Genomic DNA, 17,674 nt, shown 5'->3' with positions numbered 1-17,674 from the left:
TGGGAGCCTGTTCGAGCCTTGGCTGCGCACCGCCATAGGTGATCGAGCCTGGGATGGGCTCTACCGCGAAGGCGGCCGATGTGCCTGCGAGGGTGGTAAGGAGTGCTGCTGCGATGATCTTCATTGTGGTGTACCTTTAGAACCTTGCTAATCGAACTGCTCGGTTCGATGAGATGTATTTGGCGCAGAACGATTGGGATTACAATACCCCTTTGCGCACAATCGAACTGATTGGTTCGGTGAAAATACCCGGTATCCAGGTCGACACTTGAAATGTGAGATGAGGAAAATCAGATGGTTAGGCTGTCTTTTTGCCGTCATTTAACTATGACATACAATGATTATTTTTTATTCTTTTCACCCTTTTGTGACTGCCGTTTGAGCAGTTTTAAGCGTGGCGGGGGCTTTCCCGTCCCACTCGAACCGCCGCTTGCGTCCCTTCCAACAGTATCCCGTCCCCGGATTCGAAAAGCCTCTTCGCGCGCCCCTGAGAGCCACGCTCACGTTCTCCCGAACCGGTCTTCCGCGGAAGCTTTCACCAAAACCACGCTCCCGGGCAGCATGTCCGTCGCGCCGGTGGCGGGGGCAGGGGAAACGCTTTTGCGAACTGTTTCCCCGGCGTTGACTAAGACGACTAGTCAGGTAGTCTTAAATCGTTAACGCCAGAGAGGAGGCACAGACATGAAGTGCATTGGGAAAAATCTTGCGGCGTTTCTCGTCGGCTTGAGCCTGTCGACCGGCCTTGTGCTGCCGGCAGGTGCTGCGGAGCTTCTGAACGTCTCCTACGATCCGACGCGCGAATTCTACGCCGAATACAACACCGCCTTTGCCAAACACTGGCAGACCGAGGCCGGCGAGACAGTGACGGTCAGCCAGTCGCATGGTGGATCCGGCCGCCAGGCCCGCGCCGTGATGGAAGGCCTTGAGGCCGATGTCGTGACACTCGCTTTGCAGAGCGACATCGACATCATCTCCGAGCGGGCAAAGCTGATCGCCCCCGACTGGCGCACGCGCCTGCCGAACAATTCGTCCCCCTATACCTCGACCATCGTCTTCCTCGTGCGCAAGGGCAATCCGAAGGGCATCCAGGATTGGGGCGATCTGGTGAAGGGCGACGTGCAGATCGTCACGCCCAACCCGAAGACCTCGGGCGGTGCGCGCTGGAACTATCTCGCCGCCTGGGCCTGGGCCAACAAGGAATTCGGCGGTGACCAGCAGAAGATCCGCGACTATATCGCTGAGATCTACCGCCGCGCTCCGGTGCTCGATACCGGCGCCCGAGGCTCGCTGACGAGCTTTGCCCAGCGCGAGATCGGCGACGTGCTGATCTCCTGGGAAAACGAGGCCTATCTCGCCGGCAAGGAATTCGGTGCCGACCAGTTCGACATCGTCACCCCGTCGCTGTCGATCCTCGCCGAACCGCCGGTCGCCGTTGTCGACGTCAATGTCGATAAGAAAGGCACCCGCAAACAGGCGGAAGCCTATCTGAACTACCTCTACTCGGCAGAAGGCCAGGCATTGGCCGCCAAACACTTCTACCGCCCCTCGCGTCCGGACCTCGTCGCCGCAGGCTCCGGCCCCGAACTGCCCAAGCTCGATCTCGTCACCATCGACGATCCGCTCTTCGGCGGCTGGGCCAAGGCACAGCCCGAGCATTTCGGCGAAGGCGGTGTCTTCGATCAGATCTACCGCCCCTGACGGGCGGCTCCTCCCGAGGCAAGAAGGCGGCTCCGAAAGGGCCGCCTTCTCTGTTTGTAGATGAAGCAAAGCGACGGCCTCTTGCCGGCCGGCAGCCGCCTATCGTTGCGCCGCAGCCCCTTTTCCGCTAGAGAACCACTATCCACATGGACCCGGTGCAAATCCGGGTGGCTCTTCTGGCCGCCGATCCGCCAGACAACACAGCAACGCAACCATCTTCTTTTCCTGGCTCGAGACACTCTCGGACCGTTGCAACAACTGTGAAAAATCAACAATGCAAAGCTTTACCAATTACCGCCGCGAGTGGTTCTCCAATATCCGTGGCGATATCCTCTCGGGCATCGTCGTGGCTCTCGCCCTCATTCCAGAGGCCATCGGCTTTTCCGTCATCGCCGGCGTCGATCCCAAGGTCGGCCTTTACGCCTCCTTCGCGATCGCCTGCGTCACCGCCTTTGTTGGCGGCCGCCCTGGCATGATCTCGGCCGCCACCGCCGCCACCGCCGTGATCATGGTGACTTTGGTCAAGGAACACGGCCTGCAATATCTCTTCGCCGCCACCATCCTGATGGGCGTGATCCAGATCCTCGCCGGCTTCCTGAAGCTTGGCCGCGTCATGCGCTTCGTCTCGCGCTCGGTCATCACCGGCTTCGTCAACGCGCTCGCCATCCTGATCTTCATGGCGCAGTTGCCGGAGCTGATCGGCGTGCCGGGGCTGACCTACGCCATGATCGCCGGCGGCCTGGGGATCATCTACCTCTTCCCCTATGTGACAAAGGCCATCCCATCGCCGCTCGTCGCCATCGCCGTCCTCACCACGCTTGCCTGGTGGACGGGCATGGACCTGCGCACAGTCGGTGACCTCGGCGAACTGCCCTCGACACTGCCGGTCTTCCTGCTGCCCGATGTCCCGCTCACGCTCGAGACGCTGCAGATCATCCTGCCCTATTCGATCACGCTCGCCGCCGTCGGCCTGCTGGAATCGCTGCTGACAGCCCAGATCGTCGACGACATGACGGACACGCCGAGCAACAAGAGCCAGGAATGCATCGGACAGGGCACCGGCAACATCGCCTCGGCCCTGATCGGCGGCATGGGCGGCTGCGCCATGATCGGCCAGTCGGTCATCAACGTCACCTCCGGTGGCCGGGGGCGCCTGTCTGCCTTCGTTGCCGGCGCCTTCCTGCTCTTCCTGATCGTCGTGCTCGATGATCTCGTCCGCATCATCCCGATGGCAGCCCTGGTTGCCGTCATGATCATGGTCTCGATCGGCACCTTCTCCTGGCGCTCGATCCTGGATCTCCGCCGCAATCCCTGGCAGTCCTCGGTCGTCATGCTGGCAACCGTCGTCACGGTCGTGGCCACCCACGACCTTGCCAAGGGTGTCATCGTCGGCGTGCTCCTCTCCGGCATCTTCTTCGCCGGCAAGGTGGCCAAGCTCTTCCGCGTCACCCGCAATGCAGACGAGACATCCGGCACCGTTACTTACCGGGTCACCGGCCAGATCTTCTTCGCCTCGGCCGAGAGCTTCATCCACGCCTTCGACTTCTCGGATGTCGCGGAGAAGGTCGTCATCGACGTCACCGCCGCCCATCTCTGGGACATCACGGCCGTCGGCGCACTCGACAAGATTGTCTTAAAATACCGCAAGGCCGGCATCGAGGTCGAAGTCCTCGGCTTCAACGAGGCCAGCGCCGACATGGTCGACCGCTTCGCCCTGCACGACAAGGACGAGCGGCTCGCAGCCAGCGCCGCCTTGCACTGAGATAAGGGCAGGGGGCGCCCACAAACCGGCGCCCCTGTCTGACCTCACCACGCGATCAAGCAAAGGTGAGGTCGCAAATCCGGATCGGCGCACTACCCTTGATGGTAGATGTGACCCAATCCGGAGACGATCATGACCCGCTCATTCTCCCTGCCATCCATGACCAAACCCACGCTCGCCCTCTCGGCCTTGGCGGGTGCCGCCCTTCTCGCCGGAGCGGCCGTCGCCCATCACGGCTGGTCATGGGCCGAGGCCGACCAGATCAACCTGACCGGCAAGCTCACCGCCATCTCCTTTGCCCCGCCGCATCCGACACTTGAGCTCGACACCGCCGACGGTTCCTGGCGCATCGAACTCGGCAATCCCGGCCTCACCCAGCGTTCCGGCTTTGTCGAAGGCGTGGTCGCTGTCGGCGATGAGATCACCGTGCGCGGCAATCGCTCGCTCGATCCGAATGAGAAGCGCCTGAAGGCCGTGCGGGTCATCGTCGAGGGCAAGAACTACGACATCTACCCCAACCGCATCGTCACCAACTGACGGTCATGGAGTGGCTGGCCCCTCTCGGCGAAAGCGTTGTGGCAAGAGCGCTCACCCGCTCGCCGACGCTCTACATCTTCACCAATGCCGGCCATATCCTGTCGCTTGCCATGCTGATCGGCGCAAGCGTCATCCTCGACCTGCGCCTGCTCGGCGCATTCACCCGTCTGCCGCTCGCCGAGACGATGAGCGTGCTCTCCCGCATTGCGGCCATCGCACTCGGCTTTGCGGTGCTCACGGGCGCGCTCCTCTTCTCCGTGCGCCCGCTCGAATATGCTGCGAACCCAGCCTTCCTGATCAAGCTGCTGCTCGTGCTCCTCGGCACGGCCAATGCACTTGCCGTCCATCAGTCCCATGCCTGGCGGGCATTGATCGCAGGCGCCCCCGCAACGTCACCGCTGCGTCTTGCCGCATTCGCCTCGCTCTTACTCTGGCCCGCCGCCCTCCTTGCCGGGCGCTGGATCGGGTTTCTCTGACTGTTTCCGCGCAGGAACCCGTGCCTAGATCCTCCCGAAAATGACGATTGTCAGCCGATTGCGCCTGGCTGAACCAGTGTTATCCTGCAGGCTTGTTGTATCGGGGGATTTCAACATGCCACAATTATCTGTCTGGTATTTCCGCACGGCGATCCTGTTCCTGATCGCCGGCATCTGTGTCGGCCTTTACATGTCGATCACCCACCAGTTCGAGGCGACGGGCGCGCATGCCCATATCAACCTGCTCGGCTGGGTGACGATGGCGATCTTCGGCATCTACTACGCGCTGAACCCGGTTCAGGCCGCCAGCCGCATCGCCAAGATCCAGTACATGCTCTACACGATCGGCATCCTGGTCATGGCGCCCGCGCTCTTCCTGATGCTGACCGGCAATCCGGCCCTCGAACCCGTCGTCGCGGTCTCCTCGCTGGTCACCTTCGCAGGTGTCCTGCTGTTTGCCGTGATCCTGTTCACGCGCAAGGGGTGAGTGAGGGGCTGTTTGCGATCGCCTGATGCAACGTTGCGGCGGTGCCGATCCAAAGGCCGCAATCGCGGAGGTCGCCGGTGGCATAGGCTGTAAACGCCGGCCTCTGGTCGATGCGATGCAAGTCATAGTGGTTCATTGCGACGCTTATGCTGTCTTTAAATTGACGAGGCATAGCGGCTTTGACAACTATCAGACAAATCACTCGTCTGAACCGGTGCTCATCTCATGTTTGTTTCACTGAAGCGATTGGCCATAAAACTCGCGATGCGGAAGCCGGCGCCTGATCGGATTCCTTTGTCGGACATGGCCCGGGTACGGCAGCGTGACTATTTTGTCGTCAACTTCGGGCCTAAGGACGACCGTCAAAGGTTTCTGGTCCGGCACGTGATGCCGGAGGGCTTCACCGGCCTCTGGTTTCAAGGCAACGGCCCAAACAGCGAGCAGCGAACAATCGCAAATGCAGAGCTGACCAATTTCGAACTGCTAATAACGCACTACTTCGGCGAGCTGGAAATTCGGTATTCATGGTCACTTGAGTTTATCATCAAGCACTCATTCAGATATGAATACCTACCTTACTGGCGCGAGCGGCTGGGCCGCTATTTCTTTAATCGGCGTAGCCTTGACGAGAAGCGTCGAATTCATGTTTTACGCCTTGTGATGGATAGTCACCTGAATGGGAATCCTCTCCGGTCCACAGTGGACATCATGTCCGAGCTTTACGGAGAACGGTGGCTTCACCATCCCCAGCAGGAGCAACTTCATAGATATTATGATCTGATGTTGGACTCGTTCGTCGAAGCAGGTGAGCTCTCGCGTGGTCCCGGGCGAGCAATGGAGATTGCGCCCCAAGCCCTAAATACTTTAGATTCCTTCTCCGAAGATGAGCGCCGACATGGCGGTACCATGTCCATTCAACGCTGGATGCTCATCGTGACACTCTTCGTAGGGTTTGCTAGCGCCGTTCAGGCCTATCGCGCTCTAGTTCCGGCTCATGCGCTGTAAGTCTTACGAGCTCACGGTAGCTTGTGGCCATTTGATTCGGATCGGGGCCGGTCATTGTGCTATGAGCTGCGGTTTTGGCCTCCGAGCCGCTTCGATCAAGGTGCCCTAGCACGCGGCTTCGGTATGACAGTTGGCAAGCTTCGTCGTGGGTACCGAGCATCCGTTCGAAGCCTGACCAGCGATCACAAAAGGGGGCACTCCCGGCGCCTCTCAGCTGGAGCAGGTTCATTGAGGCGTTGGGTTACACCGATTACACTGGCCCCCACCGCGCCAGCGCCTCCAGCCCCACGGGCGTCAACCCGTAGACGCCGCGATCCACCCGCTCGAACCAGCCATAGACATTGCCCTGCAGGATCTTGGCCGCCTCCGGCACATGGTCGCGGATCTCCCGCACCTTGAGCGGACCTGCGGAAAGCGCGGAGGCGCAAGCCAGCGCCTGCTGGCGATAGGCGGTCATCAGTGGCGTTCGCGTGCTGCCGCCGACGGCAGGGTCACCCTTTCGCTTCTGATGTTCGCGCATCAGCCGCGAGCGTCGCTTCGGATTGGTGCGTGGCATCGGCGTGACCGAGCCGACGATCACGCTGACCTCGCCGCGATCCGAAATGCCGAGCATGCCGATCCCGAGCCGGCGGCAGAGATCGCGGTAGCGTTTGTCGCTTTCGCGGCCCCGGCCTTTGGCCGAGACGCGCGCGGCAATCCAGACCTCGTCTGCGACGGAAGCGCGGTCGACAGCCTGCAGGATGAGTTCGAGGTTGAAGCTGAGCTTCAGCTCGCAGACGACGACGACAGGCGGCTCGTCATCGCGAACGCCCACCACGTCGCAGCCGCCGACTTCGCCCTTCACGGCATAACCCGCCTGTTCGAGGAAGCCTTTGACGGGCAGGTAGAGCGTGGTTTCCATGGGGCCTGGAGATTCGGTTGCGCAAGAGAACCGACACCTATCGCGCTTTGTCCCCCGGCGTCACCCGAAAAGCTTTGATGCTGCAGGCAGGAAACGGGTGGCCAGCCCTGCCTCCCATGCGCATCCTCGTGATCCACATATCTGCCAGGAGGCCCGCGTGAAACCCGATCCGACCGACCCTATCCGCTGGAATGCCATCCTCACCCGCGACCGGTCGATGGATGGCCGCTTCGTCTACGGCACCCTCTCCACCGGCATCTACTGCCGCCCGTCCTGTGCCTCGCGTCCCGCGCGACCGGAAAGCGTCGTCTTCCATGAAACGGCGGAAGCCGCCCGTGAGGGCGGCTTCCGAGCCTGTCTGCGCTGTCATCCGGATCAGCCCGAAACTTGGGGGCTAACCTCGAACCTCCTCACACAAGGAAGATCGAGATGATCGGAAAGGCGGTCAGCAGCACGATGCGGAAGAGGTCGGCGGTGACGAAAGGCACGATCCCCTTATAGGTCTCGCGGATCGGCACGTCGCGCGCCATCGCCGATATGATGAAGAGGTTGAGCCCCACCGGTGGTGTTATCATGCCGATCTCGGCCACCATCAGCACCAGAATGCCGAACCAGATGGCGAAATGCTCTGGGCTCATGCCGAAATCCATCGCCGTCACGATCGGGAAGAAGATCGGGATGGTGAGCACGATCATGGAGAGCGAGTCCATGATGCAGCCGAAGATGATGTAGAGCACCAGGATGATGATCAGCACCGTCATCGGCGCGAATCCCTGCGCCGTCACCCATTCCGCGCCCACCTGCGGCAGGCGGGAGAAGGCGAGGAAGGAGTTGAACACCGAGGCACCGAGGATGATGAAGAAGATCATGCCGGTCGAAACCGCCGTCTCCTTGAAGCAGTCGAACAGCGACTTGCGATCCAGCCCGCCATTGACGAAGGCGACGATGCCCGCACCGGCGGCCCCTATGGCCGCAGCCTGGGTCGGCGTGAACCAGCCGAGATAGATGCCGCCGACGACCGCAAAGAAGATCGCAGCCACGGGCCAGACCGCAATCAGCGCCGGCACGCGGTCCTTCCACGGAATGCGCGCCGCATGGCCCGCTGATTCAGGCTTCAGCCGAACATAGATGGCGATCACGACGAGATAGGAGATCGCCGCGATGATGCCGGGCACGAAAGCTGCCAGGAAGAGCTTGGCGATGTTCTGCTCGGCAAGGATCGCATAGATGACCAGCACGACGGAGGGCGGGATCAGGATCCCAAGCGTGCCGCCGGCGGCAAGCGAGGCGGTGGCAAGCCCGCCGGCATAGCCGTTGCGCTTCAGTTCCGGCAGCGCCACCTGTGCCATGGTTGCAGCCGTTGCCAGCGACGAGCCGCAGATCGAGCCGAAGCCGGCAGACGCACCGATCGCGGCCATCGCAACCCCGCCCTTGCGGTGCCCGAGAAACGCCGCGGCCGCATTGAACAAGGCCTGGCTCATGCCGCCGCGCGCCGCAAACTGGCCCATCAGCAGGAAGAGCGGAATGATCGACAGCGAGTAGTTCGCATTGGTGTTCCAGGCGAGCACCTTCATCTGCGCCAGGATCGGCGTCCATTTGCCAAGCACCAGGAAGGTCCCGACAATGCCGGTGCCGAGCATGGCAGCCCCGATCGGCACGCGCAGGAAAATCAACAGAATGAGGACGGGAAAGGACCAGAGGCCGATTTCAATACTGCTCATCAGTGCGCTCCCATCGCAGCAACAATTGGTTTGCCACGGCGGATGTCGCGGATGTCGGCAGCGATCACGAAGAGGCAGACGATGACATTGGCAATCAGGATGGCAAGCGCGATGGCAAAGCCCCACCAGACCGGCATCAGCAGCAGGGGCGTGGTCTCGCCATTGCCGATCTTGTCCATCGTACCGACGGCATGGCGCCAGGTGACGAGGCCGATCAGCAGCGTGATGACAACGTCGCCGATCAGCTGGGTCCAGTTCATGGCTTTCGGTCCGAAGGCGGAAATGAGGATGTCGACCCCCACATGGCCACGCTTCAACTGGCAGAAGGGCAGAAAGGCAAAGACGGCAAGGCCGCACAGCGCCTCGACAAGTTCGATTTCCCCGGGCAGCGGCCGGATCGTCAGGCCGCCGACGATGGAGGCTACCGTCAGGCCGCAGGCGACCACGAGACAGAAGCCGCCGAACAGAACAAGGCCTGAGGCCAGGGCATGACAGCCCCGCTCCAGTCTGTCGAAGCTGGTTGAAGTGGCAGGTGCCATCAATAAGTCCTCTGATACGCTCAAAAGGTCCGGGCGCCTTCCGACAAGCGCCCGGACAAGTCGGGGAGGTTACTTGCTGTTGGCCTGGATCAGGGCAAGAGCGTCGTTGTAAAGCGTGGTGCCATCAAGCCCCTTGCCGTCCATTTCGGCAATCCAGGCCTTGGTCACGGCCTCGCCGGCCGCCTTCCAGCGGGCGGTTTCCGCTTCATCGAGCGTATAGGTCGTGTTGCCGGCCTTGTCGGCAATGTCCTTGCCGCGCACATCGCCTTCATCCATCGCCTTGCCGAAGAGACGAGCCAGTTCCTTGCCGGAATTGTCGTCGATGATCTTCTTCAGGTCGTCGGGCAGCGCGTCGTAGCTGTCCTTGTTCATCGCAAAGACGAAGGTACCGGTGTAAAGCCCGGTGGATCCGGAAAAGCCGGTATGGTTGGGCGCAAGTTCCGCGATCTTGATTGCCGGCGTCACTTCCCACGGCACGACGGAGCCGTCGATGACGCTCTTCGACAGGCTTTCCGGCACGGCCGTGACCGGCATGCCGACGGCCGACGCACCCATGGCTTCCAGCATCTGGTTGACCACCTTGGAGGTGCCGCGCAGCTTCAGGCCCTGCATGTCTTCAAGCTTCTGAACCGGCTTGGAGGCGATGGTGTGGATCAGGCCCGGACCATGCGTATGGACGGCCAGTACGTGATATTCCGCCAGTTCGTCCTTCAGGTGCTTGTCGGCATATTCCTGAAACGCAACCGAGGTCGCTTCCGCCGTCGTCACCATGAACGGCAGCTCGAAGGCTTCCGACTTCGGGAAACGGCCGGGCGTGTAGCCGAACAGCGTCCAGGTGAGGTCGACAACGCCGTCCTTGACCTGGTCGACGAGGTCGGACGGCTTGCCGCCCAGCTGCATCGCCGGATAGAGCTCGACGGCGATGCGGCCGCCGGAATCAGCCTGGATCTTCTCGGCCCAGGGCTGCAGCACCTTCGACGGGATCGTCGCCTGTGGCGGCAGCATCTGGTGCAGCTTGAGGGTAACGTCCGCAGCGAAAGACGCTGCTCCGGTCAGGCAAAGTGCAGCACCGGACAGTCCGGCGATCAAAAATTGGCGCAACATGATTTCCTCCTCCCATGTTTTGTTCAGCTGGGAATATCCACCGGCTCGAGGCAACGGAGCAATCAAAAAACATGACTAAGACAGTCATGTAAAGATCGCGTCGCCCGGTTCCTCACTCCCATCCGGCAGACTCTTCCTTGTCAGTTATGATTACAGAAGGGATGCAGGCAGGCAAATAATTATGTGGCCGGAAACCATAACCGGATTGGTATGTATCCAGCTGTGCAAAGCCGTGTTCGACAAACCTGTCGCAGGTGCGCTGAGCCAGCACTTCCGGCATTCCGCCGGCCTTGGCTCTTGGCGCAACTTCGTTCTGCGGTTATAGCTCGCGCCGGCTGCCCGGTCATGAGGACGCGTGGCGGCGGTTGTCGATCTGCAAGGATGATCCTGTATGCGTTTTCCGACCTTCGGCGGCCATGGCCGGTCGCGTTTGACCCTTTTGGCGCTCTGCGTGGTGTCAACCGCTGGCCTCACCGCCTGCGCCGGAAGGCCCGGACCGGAAACGCTGGATACGGTTGCCGTAGGCGACTTCCAGCCGACACGGGTCGAAACGCTCTATTCGGTCACCACCCGCGACCGTGCCGAGCCCGGCAAGAACGTCTTCACCACCGAAAAGACGCGTCAGCCGAATTATGCGAGCTTCGACGTCTCCATTCCGCCGACCCATGTCGCAGCCAATATCGAATGGCCGAAGCCCGGTCGCAAGGTCGACCCAAAGACCGATTTCGCCGTCGTCTCCCAATCCGTGCTCGACCGGGAAAGCCTGCTGCAGGCGGTTCGCGGGCGGGAGAAGGGCGCGCCTGTCGTCTTCGTCCATGGCTACAACTACAATTTCCAGGAATCGCTTTTCCGGCTGGCCCAGTTGAAGACGGACAGCAATATCGACGGAACGCCCATCCTCTTCTCCTGGCCCTCGCTCGCGGCATTGCCGGGTTATGTCGCCGACAAGGAATCCGCCACCTATTCGCGAGACGCCCTGGCCGACATGCTGACCGACGTCGTGCGCGCCCGCAAAGGCGAAGTCGATGTCTTCGCCCATTCCATGGGTGGCTGGCTCACCGTCGAAGCGCTCCGCCAGCTCCGGCTGGAAGGCAAGGGCGATGTACTCGATCGCCTCCGGGTGATCATGGCAGCCCCCGATATCGACGAGGATGTGTTCACTGCCCAGCTTGATGTCATCGGCCGCATGAAGACCCCGATCACCATTCTGGTCGCACCCGATGACCGCGCCCTGCTTGTCTCCAGCGTGCTGGGTGCCGGCACCCAGAGGGTAGGGGCGCTCGATGCGCGCAATCCCGAGGTGGCCGAGGCGGCAAAGCGCTATGGCATTACCATCGTCGATATCTCCTCGCTGGAATCCGTCGATGCCACCAACCACAATCGCTTCTTCGACGTGAAGCAGCTGGCAACGACGCTGAACAAGCCGGCGTCTGTCGCAACGCTCGGCGATGCCGGTGCCTTCGTCTTCGACGCCGCGGCGCAAACCGTGTCGAGCCCCTTCTCGCTCGCCGCAACCGTCCTGCGTCAGCGCTGACCGTCTGATCCTGACGTGGCGAGGGGGGCATTGGTCCGCTCGCCACGCAGGGCAGTCTTGCGTTTCGTCAGCTTGACCGACGAAGAAATCCGGTGTCTTGCGCAATTTATGCGTTGGCTTACCGACTCGTTTACCCGTTGGTGTCACAAGCTTCGGTCCATGCATGGGCGCTAATAAGCGTTCCGTTTCCCTTTGTTCGTGGTCCGGTTTATGGCTTCTTCTCTGTCCGATGCCGAGGCGGCGGCTCCTGCACCTTCATCAGGTCGCACCAAGCCCCTGTCTGTCGTCGCTCTCTCGCTGATCCCGAAGCTTGTCCTGCGGGCGCCGCGCACCGGCATGGTGCTTGGCGCGCTTGCCATGCTGGCACTGCTCGGTCCGGTCCTGGTTGAAGAGAACCTGTTGAAATTCGGCTGGGGTCTGGTGCTCGCCCGCCATGGCATCGATGCAACCGAAGGCACGCTTGGCCTGTCCATGGTGCTCGGTGTCATCGCCTCGCGTGGCCTGGTGCGCAGCCCGCGCCGCAAGCGGGAAGAGGAAGACGATGCCGCCACCGATGTCGCCCGCGCCACAGCACTTCTGCCGCAGCAGGAGAATGCCAGCGCCGGCCTCGTCCGTCTCGGCGACAAGCGCATCCTCTTCTCTGACTGTGGTCAGGGCTTCATCATGTATGCCCGCCAGGGTCGCTCGCTGGTGGCACTCTTTGATCCCGTGGGTCCCAAACATCTCTGGGCGCCGCTGGTCGAAAAATTCATCGCCGAGGCCCGCCGCACCCGCAGCCGGCCGGTGTTCTACCAGGTTTCCGCCGACTTCCTGCCGGTCGCCGTCGACATGCGCCTCCAGGCGCTGAAGCTCGGTGAGCAGGCGGTCGTTGATCTCACCGCGTTCACGCTGGCCGGTGGCGACTGGCTGAAGCTGCGCCGCTCGATCAACCGCGCCGAGCGCGACGGGCTTGCCTTCGAACTCCTGGCTCAAGAAGCCGTGCCATCCGTCCTGGACGAACTTGAGACCGTATCCGACACCTGGCTCTCTGCACACAAGGCCGGCGAAAAGGGCTTTTCGCTCGGCACCTTCGATCGCGCCTATGTTGCCGCAGGCCCTGTTGCCGTCATTCGCCTTGAAGGCCAAATCGTTGCCTTCGCCAGCCTGATGACCGCGTCTTCGAACGGCGATGCCTTCATCGACCTGATGCGCCATGTCCCCGGCGTCCATCGTGGCATGATGGATTTGCTCTTCGTGAAGATCATGGAAGCGCTGAAGGGGCAGGGGTTCCGCACGCTCAACCTTGGCATGGCGCCGCTGGCGGGGCTCTCAGGACATCGCCGTGCGCCCGCCTGGAACCACGTTGCCCGGCAGGTCTTCGAACACGGCGAACGCTTCTACAATTTCCGTGGCGTGCGCGCCTTCAAGGAGAAATTCGATCCGGACTGGCAGCCGCGTTATCTCGCCGTTGCCGGCCAGGGGCTGCCCATCCTGTCACTGATCGACGTGACGCTTCTGATCGGCGGCGGCCTGAAGAGCCTCTTGCGCAAATGACGCGCCCGCGCGGCCAGAGCCCGATCCTGATCCGGATGGCAAAACTGCTCGCCGCCTGTGGCCTCGTCTTGCCCCTCGTCGCGGGCGTGCCAGATGTCTCGTCTGCCGCCGATGGCATCGTCAGCCTGCCGCAGGACCGGATCACCGCCCCCGACGACGGGAGCATGACAGGCGTCGTTGTGATCATCTCGGATGCCAACGGCTGGGACATGGCCGAGCAGGCAGCACTGGAAACCGTGGTTGCGGGCGGCGCGGTTGGTGTCGGCGTTGATCTGCGAAGCTGGCGTGCCGCACTCTCGCGCGAGACCGAGCGCGATTGCCTCTTCCTGCCCGCCGATATCGAACGCCTGACCCGGCAATTGCATCGCAGCCATACGGCGGAGTTCTATCGCCCGCCGCGCATTCTCGGTTTCGGCGAAGGCGGAGCGCTGGCACTCGCCATCGCCGCCCAGACCCCGAACGGCAGCTTTGCCGAGACGATCGGCGAAACGGTCGCCGTCGACCCGACAGAAGCCATCGCCCTGCCAAAGCCGCTCTGCACGCCGGCCCCGCGCCGCGAGACGGTAGAGGGCACGGCCTACGGCCTTTCCCCCGGAAAGCTGCCCAATCCTGTCCGCATCCCCCTCTCCGTCGCCGCGGATCCAGAGGCCAGGCGGCATGCGGCATCGCTTCGGGAGAGCCATCCCGATGTGGTGGTCGCCGAAGGCGAAGGTGGCCCGGCGCGCATCCTCTCGGCTGAGGCGACCGGTCTCGTCGCCCGCTTGAAGCCCGACGATGTGGCTCTCGATCTGCCGCTAGTGGAAGACATCGTCACGCCCGCCCATGACACGGTGGCTATCTTCTATTCCGGCGATGGCGGCTGGCGCGATATCGACCAGCGCATCTCGGCCCGGCTCAACGAACAGGGCGTGCCCGTCATCGGCGTCGATGCGCTACGCTATTTCTGGAGCGAAAAGACCCCGGAAGCGACGGCCGCCGACCTCTCGGCCATGATCGGCCACTATCGCAAGCGCCTAGGCGTCTCCAAAGTCGTGCTGATCGGCTATTCCTTCGGCGCCAACCTCTTGCCCAAGGTCTATAACCTTCTGCCGGATGAAGACCGCAAGGCCGTCACGCTCCTCTCGCTGCTGGCGCTCTCTCACCAGGCCGATTTCGAGATCGTGCTCCGAAGCTGGGTGGGCGTTGCAGGCACGGCCAAGCATGGCGACCCCGTCGACCATCTCGCCACCATCGACGCAGCCATAGTTCAGTGCGTCTACGGCCTCGAAGAGGAAGACAGCGGCTGCCCGGCGCTCGCCGGCCGCGTCAAGGACGGCCTCGAACTCATCGCCCGCCCCGGCGGCCATCATTTCGATGAGAACTATGAACTGGTGGCAGACCGCATCCTGGCGCGGATCACGTCCCGCTGAGCCCGACCGCCTTATCAGCGGACCGTTTTCGCGGTATGATCCCGCGAGATCAGGGAGCCAGTCCATGAACGAAACCGTCAAGCCATCAGTCCTCGACGACGAGGACTTCCACGCCGCCGCCGAAAGCGTGTTGCGCGAAGGCGAGACCGTGGCCGATCTGATCGACCGCTCGGCACGGGCGGAGGTGGAGTATCGGCGGGAACAGGCGGAGTTCGTGGCACGAGGTCTGGCTGCCCTAGAGGAGGCCGAACGCACGGGCGTCTGGTACACGACGGAAGATGTGCTCTCGATGATGCGAGCCAAGCTTGATGCTGCCAAGGCAGCCCAAGGCAAATGACCTACGAGATCAGGTATACCAAGGATGCATTGGATGACCTTGATCGACTTTACACTTATCTCGTCCAGTATGACCTGGCGCTTGCGGAACGTGCCTACACAGCCGTACAGGCGGCAATTTCCTCGTTAGAGAGGCTTCCGCTCATCCATCGAATGGCTAAGGGTGGAGATCCGGCGTTGAGGGAAATGGTCATAGCCTTCGGAACCACGGGTTATGTCGTGCTCTACCGGATCGTCAGCGACGATCTTCTGACCGTCGCTGCCATCCGCCACCAGCGCGAAGACGACTATCGCTGATCCTTACCGGTCGCTGACTTCCCAGCGCGGGTTGATCCAAGGCTCCTGATTGCTGCGGGGCAGGGGCTGCTTGCCTAGAATATGATCTGCCGCCTTCTCCCCCGTCATGATCGAAGGGCCGTTCAGGTTTCCATAGGTGACATGCGGGAAGATCGATGAATCTGCCACGCGCAACCCCTCGACGCCGATCACCTTGGTGGTCGGATCGACAACCGCCATCGGATCATCCGCGCGGCCCATCTTGCACGTGCCGCAGGGATGATAGGCGCCTTCCAGATGTTCGCGCAGATAGGCGTCGATCTCCTCGTCCGACTGCACATTCGGCCCCGGCGCCACCTCAATCTCTCGATAGGGATCGAAGGCCTTCTGGTTGAAGATCTCGCGGGTGACGCGCACCGCATGGCGGAACTTCACCCAGTCTTCCGGGTCGCTCATATAGTTGAAGCGCAGCACCGGCGCGTCCTTGACGTCAGGCGAACGCAGCGTCACCGAACCGCGCGACTTCGACATGTTGTAGCCGACATGCGCTTGGAAGCCGTGACCACCAACCGCCGACTTGCCGTCATAGGAGATGGCGATCGGCAGGAAGTGATACTGGATGTCAGGCCATTTGACGCCCGCAGCCGAGCGGATGAAGGCCGCCGCCTCGAACTGATTGGACGTGCCCAAGCCCTTCTTGAAGAACAGCCACTGCGCGCCGACGATGCCCATCCAAAACCAGTTGTTCTTCGAATGCAGCGTGATCGGCAGCTTCGACTTGAACTGATGGTAATATTCCAGGTGATCCTGCAGGTTCTGCCCTACGCCCGGACGGTCGGCGACGACGTTAATGCCCATCTCTTGCAGGTGCGCAGCCGGTCCAATGCCCGACAGCATCAGGATCTTTGGCGAGTTGAAGGCCGAGGCCGCAACGATCACCTCGCGGTTCGCCCTGACGATCTCTGTTCTGCCGCCGATCTCGACCTCGACGCCGACGGCGCGGGTGCCTTCCATGACAACCTTGCGGGCATAACAGCGGATCAGCGAAACATTCGGCCGCTTCAGCGCCGGCTTGAGATAGGCATTCGCCGTCGACCAGCGTCGCCCCTGCCAGCTCGTCTGTTCCATCAGGCCGAAGCCTTCCTGTTGCCGGCCATTATAGTCCTCGGTGACCGGGAACCCGGCCTGCCTCCCGGCTTCGATGAAGGCGCGGTAAAGCGGGTTCTTCACCTCGCCGCGCCGCACATGCAGCGGCCCGTCGGTCCCGCGCCAGCCCTCTTCGCCGCCATGCGAACTTTCCTGCCGCTTGAAATAGGGCAGCACGTCGGCATAGCCCCAGCCGGTCGCGCCCAGTTCTTCCCAGCGATTGAAATCCTCTGCGTGGCCTCGCACATAGACCATGCCGTTGATCGACGAAGACCCGCCGATCACCTTGCCCCGCGGCGCAATCATCCGGCGATTGTTGAGGTGCGGCTCGGGCTCGGTCATGTAGCCCCAGTTGTAGCGCTCCATGTTCATCGGATAGGCGAGGGCGGACGGCATCTGCACGAAGGGCCCGATATCGGAGCCGCCGAATTCCAGCACGATGACCGTGTTCTTGCCGTCTTCCGACAGGCGGTAAGCCATGGCAGCCCCTGCCGAGCCGGAACCGATGATGACGAAGTCTGCGCTATGCATGGTCTCAGATCCGAGTGGTTGAAGAGTTATAGCTATTTGCTATAATCGCGAGATGAAGAGGGTGGAGTACACCAAGGCGGCCAGCAAAGTTTTGGACCGGATGCAGCCCAAGCGACGGGATGCAATCCGGTCGAAGGTCGATGCCTTCGCGCGCGGCGAGCGTGTTGACGTGAAGAAGTTGACGGGCAGCGCACTTTTCAGAATTCGTGTCGGTGATGACAGGGTCATCATCGATGAGCAGACGATGCTGGTTATCGTTGTCGAGGTCGGGCCGCGCGGCGGCATCTACAAGGAGTGAACCATGGGCGAGCTGCGAAAGACCGTCATCGACGGCGAGACCTACGTTCTCGTTCCCGAGGACGACTACGAAGACCTGATCGATGGCATTGAGGCCGAGAAGATCCTCGCGCGCGTTAGGGCCGGGGAGGAGACTTGGCCGGATGAGCTCGTTTACGAGCTGTGGGAAACCGACAGCCGCATCCGCACCTACCGCACCTACCGAAAACTCTCCGTTTCCGAGCTTGCCGAGGCCGCCGGTATTTCCCAGCCCTACCTCTCCGAGATCGAAAGCGGCAAGAAGACCGGCTCCGTCGATGTGCTGAAGCGGATTGCTGCGGCCTTGAAGGTCGATCTCGACGATATCGTGGTGTGAACGTTTGTCACGACCGAACGTCTGAAG

The 17,674-nt window shown here is 61.9% G+C and carries 19 protein-coding genes and 1 other annotated feature; of the genes, 14 read left to right on the top strand and 5 right to left on the bottom strand.

Annotation, left to right across the window (positions count from 1 at the left end; genetic code table 11):
- Window positions 1-681 precede the first annotated feature (681 nt).
- From C0V73_RS19790 to C0V73_RS19760, 6 genes are all read left to right on the top strand, one after another.
- Window positions 682-1,698: a sulfate ABC transporter substrate-binding protein gene (locus C0V73_RS19790; RefSeq protein ID WP_102021701.1), complete on the top strand. Its 1,017-nt coding sequence runs from the start codon at window positions 682-684 to the stop codon at window positions 1,696-1,698.
- Window positions 1,699-1,843: 145 nt separating this feature from the next.
- Window positions 1,844-1,899 (top strand) — a sequence feature (sul1 is cis-regulatory element that is thought to sense ions involved in sulfur or methionine metabolism; They are found in Alphaproteobacteria).
- A 73-nt stretch (window positions 1,900-1,972) separates the two neighbouring features.
- Window positions 1,973-3,460 carry a SulP family inorganic anion transporter gene (locus C0V73_RS19785; RefSeq protein WP_102021700.1) on the top strand — a complete coding sequence of 496 codons (1,488 nt, stop codon included), beginning with the start codon at window positions 1,973-1,975 and terminating at the stop codon, window positions 3,458-3,460.
- A gap of 159 nt (window positions 3,461-3,619) precedes the next feature.
- Window positions 3,620-3,997 carry a DUF6152 family protein gene (locus tag C0V73_RS19780; protein WP_172450243.1) on the top strand — a complete coding sequence of 126 codons (378 nt, stop codon included), beginning with the start codon at window positions 3,620-3,622 and terminating at the stop codon, window positions 3,995-3,997.
- Window positions 3,998-4,002: 5 nt separating this feature from the next.
- A complete protein-coding gene (locus tag C0V73_RS19775) occupies window positions 4,003-4,473 on the top strand; it encodes a DUF6644 family protein (RefSeq protein ID WP_102021698.1) in 471 nt (156 codons plus the stop codon).
- Between the two features lie 115 nt (window positions 4,474-4,588).
- Window positions 4,589-4,960, top strand: coding sequence for a hypothetical protein (locus tag C0V73_RS19770; protein WP_102021697.1), 372 nt, complete (start codon window positions 4,589-4,591; stop codon window positions 4,958-4,960).
- 225 nt (window positions 4,961-5,185) lie between these two features.
- Window positions 5,186-5,965, top strand: coding sequence for a hypothetical protein (locus C0V73_RS19760; protein ID WP_102021695.1), 780 nt, complete (start codon window positions 5,186-5,188; stop codon window positions 5,963-5,965).
- Window positions 5,966-6,215: 250 nt separating this feature from the next.
- Here C0V73_RS19760 and C0V73_RS19755 read toward each other — a convergent pair whose 3' ends face one another.
- Entirely contained in the window at window positions 6,216-6,866 is a 651-nt protein-coding gene (locus C0V73_RS19755) for a DUF2161 family putative PD-(D/E)XK-type phosphodiesterase (RefSeq protein WP_102021694.1), read from the bottom strand.
- A 157-nt stretch (window positions 6,867-7,023) separates the two neighbouring features.
- On the opposite strand from C0V73_RS19755, the gene C0V73_RS23210 reads away from it, so the two are divergent.
- The gene (locus C0V73_RS23210) at window positions 7,024-7,299 is read left to right on the top strand and encodes an Ada metal-binding domain-containing protein (RefSeq protein WP_210200172.1); all 276 of its coding nucleotides are present in this window, start codon (window positions 7,024-7,026) and stop codon (window positions 7,297-7,299) included.
- Here the strand turns inward: C0V73_RS23210 and C0V73_RS19745 are convergent.
- The 3 genes from C0V73_RS19745 to C0V73_RS19735 all read right to left on the bottom strand — a co-directional run bounded on the left by C0V73_RS19745 (window position 7,277) and on the right by C0V73_RS19735 (window position 10,230).
- Window positions 7,277-8,587, bottom strand: coding sequence for a TRAP transporter large permease (locus tag C0V73_RS19745; RefSeq protein ID WP_102021692.1), 1,311 nt, complete (start codon window positions 8,585-8,587; stop codon window positions 7,277-7,279). The two genes, C0V73_RS23210 and C0V73_RS19745, sit on opposite strands and share 23 nt — an antisense overlap.
- The gene (locus tag C0V73_RS19740) at window positions 8,587-9,126 is read right to left on the bottom strand and encodes a TRAP transporter small permease (protein ID WP_102021691.1); all 540 of its coding nucleotides are present in this window, start codon (window positions 9,124-9,126) and stop codon (window positions 8,587-8,589) included. Before C0V73_RS19740 ends, C0V73_RS19745 begins: the two co-directional genes overlap by 1 nt.
- A 69-nt stretch (window positions 9,127-9,195) precedes the next feature.
- Complete coding sequence (locus C0V73_RS19735) at window positions 9,196-10,230, bottom strand: TRAP transporter substrate-binding protein (RefSeq protein WP_102021690.1); 1,035 nt, start codon at window positions 10,228-10,230, stop codon at window positions 9,196-9,198.
- Window positions 10,231-10,621: 391 nt separating this feature from the next.
- Between C0V73_RS19735 and C0V73_RS19730 the strand changes: the two genes are divergently transcribed.
- From C0V73_RS19730 to C0V73_RS19710, 5 genes are all read left to right on the top strand, one after another.
- On the top strand, window positions 10,622-11,764 hold the full coding sequence (locus tag C0V73_RS19730) for an alpha/beta fold hydrolase (RefSeq protein ID WP_102021689.1): 1,143 nt from the start codon (window positions 10,622-10,624) through the stop codon (window positions 11,762-11,764).
- 210 nt (window positions 11,765-11,974) lie between these two features.
- Complete coding sequence (locus C0V73_RS19725; protein WP_245408041.1) at window positions 11,975-13,297, top strand: phosphatidylglycerol lysyltransferase domain-containing protein; 1,323 nt, start codon at window positions 11,975-11,977, stop codon at window positions 13,295-13,297.
- Complete coding sequence (locus C0V73_RS19720; RefSeq protein WP_245408040.1) at window positions 13,294-14,706, top strand: AcvB/VirJ family lysyl-phosphatidylglycerol hydrolase; 1,413 nt, start codon at window positions 13,294-13,296, stop codon at window positions 14,704-14,706. Before C0V73_RS19725 ends, C0V73_RS19720 begins: the two co-directional genes overlap by 4 nt.
- A gap of 64 nt (window positions 14,707-14,770) precedes the next feature.
- Window positions 14,771-15,043 (top strand): prevent-host-death protein, encoded by a 273-nt coding sequence (locus tag C0V73_RS19715; RefSeq protein WP_102021688.1) that lies wholly within the window; start codon window positions 14,771-14,773, stop codon window positions 15,041-15,043.
- Window positions 15,040-15,339, top strand: a complete 300-nt coding sequence (locus C0V73_RS19710) for a type II toxin-antitoxin system RelE/ParE family toxin (protein WP_102021687.1) — start codon at window positions 15,040-15,042, stop codon at window positions 15,337-15,339. Before C0V73_RS19715 ends, C0V73_RS19710 begins: the two co-directional genes overlap by 4 nt.
- A 3-nt stretch (window positions 15,340-15,342) precedes the next feature.
- Here the strand turns inward: C0V73_RS19710 and betA are convergent, their stop codons facing one another.
- A complete protein-coding gene (betA, locus tag C0V73_RS19705) occupies window positions 15,343-16,995 on the bottom strand; it encodes a choline dehydrogenase (RefSeq protein ID WP_102021686.1) in 1,653 nt (550 codons plus the stop codon).
- Between the two features lie 52 nt (window positions 16,996-17,047).
- Between betA and C0V73_RS19700 the strand changes: the two genes are divergently transcribed.
- Both C0V73_RS19700 and C0V73_RS19695 read left to right on the top strand, forming a co-directional pair.
- Window positions 17,048-17,293 carry a cytotoxic translational repressor of toxin-antitoxin stability system gene (locus tag C0V73_RS19700; RefSeq protein ID WP_102021685.1) on the top strand — a complete coding sequence of 82 codons (246 nt, stop codon included), beginning with the start codon at window positions 17,048-17,050 and terminating at the stop codon, window positions 17,291-17,293.
- Between the two features lie 3 nt (window positions 17,294-17,296).
- Window positions 17,297-17,647 carry a helix-turn-helix transcriptional regulator gene (locus tag C0V73_RS19695; RefSeq protein WP_102021684.1) on the top strand — a complete coding sequence of 117 codons (351 nt, stop codon included), beginning with the start codon at window positions 17,297-17,299 and terminating at the stop codon, window positions 17,645-17,647.
- Window positions 17,648-17,674 lie beyond the last annotated feature (27 nt).

It is taken from the genome of Rhizobium sp. TH135, assembly GCF_002855515.1.
Classification (GTDB): Bacteria; Pseudomonadota; Alphaproteobacteria; order Rhizobiales; family Rhizobiaceae; genus Allorhizobium.
This window is presented reverse-complemented; position numbering and strand designations above follow the sequence as displayed.